Raw genomic sequence first — 3,102 nt, forward strand, 5'->3', positions numbered from 1 at the left:
CGCACGAGCGCCTTGCTCGTCCGCAACTTTAAATTCTAAAATTCCGCGGCACCCTGAAATTTAGCAGGCCGCGTCTGAAATTTCGACGGATCTGCGTTCGTGATCTTCCTTGTGCAGTTCGCAATAGAATTTAAAATTCTATCCCCGATCAATTCATAAATTTTTCACATTCGGTATGCTTTTCGAACCGTCGGCAAATATTTAGGATTGGTAAAAAACAGCGCGCGATCAGGGTTAAATTTTAAAATTCCGATCTTGGCATGACTTATGCTTGCAGTTGTGGGTACAACGACGCAAAAATAGTTTCTAAATTTGAGTACAAAGAAGAGTGTAAGTGGCGGTACCGCGAAGCTAGACGAGGCGGGGATGAAATTTGCGGGCGGAGCGTGTATGTAAATATGCAACCAGCAAATTTTAGATGCAACGACGTATAGCAAAGAGAAAAAACGCGGGAATTAAGGCGAAGTATTTTTCGCTTAAACGAGGCGAAATTTAATTTTTAAGCGCAGGCTAGTTTAAATTTGAGTTAAAGAATACAAGAGCGGCAGTATCGCGAGATAGATTTAAATGTTGTGCAGAAATTTTAAGTCAAGATAAGGCATATAACCTATCGTGAACTTAAAATTTCAAACTCATTTAAAGACGCTCGCGAGACAACGCGCAGTATTTTTTCTTTAGACGAGGCGGAAATGAGCCGAATGAAGGAGCGTATATTATAATACGTGACTGAAATTCGGCGAAATTTCTAACGATGTATAAAGGAAAAAAAGAGCCGCTAAGTGTTCAGATCCGGATAATTCCACGCATTATATTCGTCAGTTAGATTGTCGTTTTCATCCCCCTTGCAGCATAGCCACTCTAGCCCGCCGCGCCTCTCCATCACGACCTCTTCGTCGAGCCCCGCGCTGTCCGTGCCGTGCACGCGGGCATTGACGCACGCCCAGTGGTAGCGGTAGATAAGATCGAGCGCCTGCAGGATTTCATCCGTATCGCGTAGCTTCACGCGCGCTGAAAAATCGCCGCCGCTAAAGGTGTCCATCACAAAGGCGCAGTCGCAGATCTCGCTCGGGAAGCTAAGCTCCTCCACGAGCCCCATGGCCCACATCAGCGCCCACAGCGACTCGTATTTCCAGCCCATATTTACGGCCTCGTCGCGGCTCGCCTCGCCCTGCGTGACGCGGCGCTCCATACGCGTGAGCTTGTCTATGCAGCCGTAGTGGTTATCTAGAAAGCCCTGCACGCCCTGCTTATCCTCATCCGCGAGCTTGCCCTCGTCTCTGATCGAGCAGGCGCACATTATCGCCGCGTATGAACAGATCGCGCGGGCGATGACTTCGTCCTTTTCGCGCGGAGTGATCTCGCTCGTCTCGTATCGCAGCGGCAGATGATTTATATACGGTACGCCTTGGGATTTTAAAATTTCGATGCTTATATCTTTGCGCTCCTGCGCGGTCTTGCCGATCTTTGCGGCGTTTGCGCTATTTTTGCCGCCTTTTTTGAAAAGATTTAACAAAGCCATCGTCTCTCCTTTTAAATTTGATGAAATTATAACAAAAAGGGCGCTTAAATTTTAAAATTTAAACGCACGTCAATTTAAAATTTTATTTTCCAGTGATACGCATAAATTTCTAATTTTGGGCTGCATTATTTAATCCTTTTAACGGCTAAATTTTAAATTATGAGATTATACTATCTCTACCGATATTTGAGCGTCGATTTTGCCGCCATTTTCTTTTAAAATTTCAGGAAATCCCAATTTTATAATCTGCTCTTCGGAGAGGCTATAAGAATAGTGGATATTTGCCTCTACGCTCAGCGGGCGGACTATTTTTGCAACTTCGCTAAAAGGCAGCTTAACGTCCAATAACGCCACGTAAAAGGCTTCCGTATCGCTATCAAAGACATTTATATAGCAGCCTTTTATATTTTTATCGCCGCTATTTGGAGCTTTGATTATTCTTTCATGGCCGGCAGAGGAACCAAAGAAGTATGAAAAACCGGGCTTAACCATATCGATGCATCCAAAAGATCTCATCTGCTCTATGTTTAAGCTATAGCCATATACATAGTAGGGATCGTCTTCATCCGATTTTACGATTTGTTTTATATCTTCTAAATCAAGATCTATTTGCCGCGAATCGGCGCAGCTCTCATCGATACCGAAAGATGTTATCTCATAATATGTCTTATAATACATATCGCGTATATGAAATTTAATCCGCTTATCTCTTAAAAGCTTTGGATCTATTTTTATACCGAGTTTTTGCGCGTCCGATTTCGCAATCGATTCGGGCTCGAATATAAATTCTTTTCCAAAACGACCGCTTTGCCCTTTTGGAATTTTAATCCAATACAGTTCTCGTCCATCTCTTACCGGAAAAAGATAACGGAAAATACCTTTTACGCTTTTCATTTTTGAATCCTTCTTGTTTTATCCGTTTTATCAACCCGCTTTAAATTTACGTTATGCTTGCCTGGATACTCTACGCGTATTGAAATTTTAAAATCCGCGCCAAGCATCTTTCGCCTGACGACTAATAATCTCTTTTTACTATATCGCCCTTTTTTACGAAATACTCCGTTTCGCTGCAGGGATAGTAAATTTTACACCACTTGTCGCCACAGCTTTCGATAGGAACGACGCCAAATATTCCTTTTCTAACATCTGCTATCGTAAAATTTCCATCTTTTATTATATATATCGGGGCTTTTAAATCATTTCTACTCTTTAATTCATAAAGTTTTTCGACACCTATAGGATAATCGCTAAACAATGTTTCGCAAGTACTAGCATAGCCGCCCCCGTTCCCATAAGTAATAAAATGGTTGGTTAACAAAAGATCCTTGCAACCGCTAAATATTGCCATCCAAATTATGGCTAATATTAATGTCAAAATTTTCATCTTATTTTTGCCTCCTTTACTGGAATTTTATTTATAACGCCTTATGATATTCCTTGCAAATACATACGTAATTTTAAAATTTTACACCTTAAGACTGTGCCTATCTTTTAAAATTTTATTCCTCATCATGCCGATTTTGCACTCTCTTTAGCCACTCTTTTTCAAATTTAAAATATTTCTGAAGCTTTTTATTCTTTTC

4 protein-coding genes are annotated in these 3,102 nt (G+C 41.4%); 1 reads left to right on the top strand and 3 read right to left on the bottom strand.

Annotation, left to right across the window (positions count from 1 at the left end; genetic code table 11):
* Positions 1 to 260 precede the first annotated feature (260 nt).
* A complete protein-coding gene (locus Q0605_RS04085) occupies positions 261 to 434 on the top strand; it encodes a hypothetical protein (protein ID WP_298704442.1) in 174 nt (57 codons plus the stop codon).
* 341 nt (positions 435 to 775) lie between these two features.
* On the opposite strand, the gene Q0605_RS04090 is transcribed toward Q0605_RS04085, so the two are convergent.
* The 3 genes from Q0605_RS04090 to Q0605_RS04100 all read right to left on the bottom strand — a co-directional run bounded on the left by Q0605_RS04090 (position 776) and on the right by Q0605_RS04100 (position 2,903).
* Positions 776 to 1,519 carry a DUF4272 domain-containing protein gene (locus tag Q0605_RS04090; protein WP_298704443.1) on the bottom strand — a complete coding sequence of 248 codons (744 nt, stop codon included), beginning with the start codon at positions 1,517 to 1,519 and terminating at the stop codon, positions 776 to 778.
* A 165-nt stretch (positions 1,520 to 1,684) separates the two neighbouring features.
* Positions 1,685 to 2,413 (bottom strand): hypothetical protein, encoded by a 729-nt coding sequence (locus tag Q0605_RS04095; protein ID WP_298704444.1) that lies wholly within the window; start codon positions 2,411 to 2,413, stop codon positions 1,685 to 1,687.
* Positions 2,414 to 2,534: 121 nt separating this feature from the next.
* Entirely contained in the window at positions 2,535 to 2,903 is a 369-nt protein-coding gene (locus Q0605_RS04100) for a hypothetical protein (protein WP_298704445.1), read from the bottom strand.
* Between the last annotated feature and the right edge of the window lie 199 nt (positions 2,904 to 3,102).

Origin of the sequence: uncultured Campylobacter sp. (assembly GCF_938017705.1) — a bacterium.
Classification (GTDB): Bacteria; Campylobacterota; Campylobacteria; order Campylobacterales; family Campylobacteraceae; genus Campylobacter_B.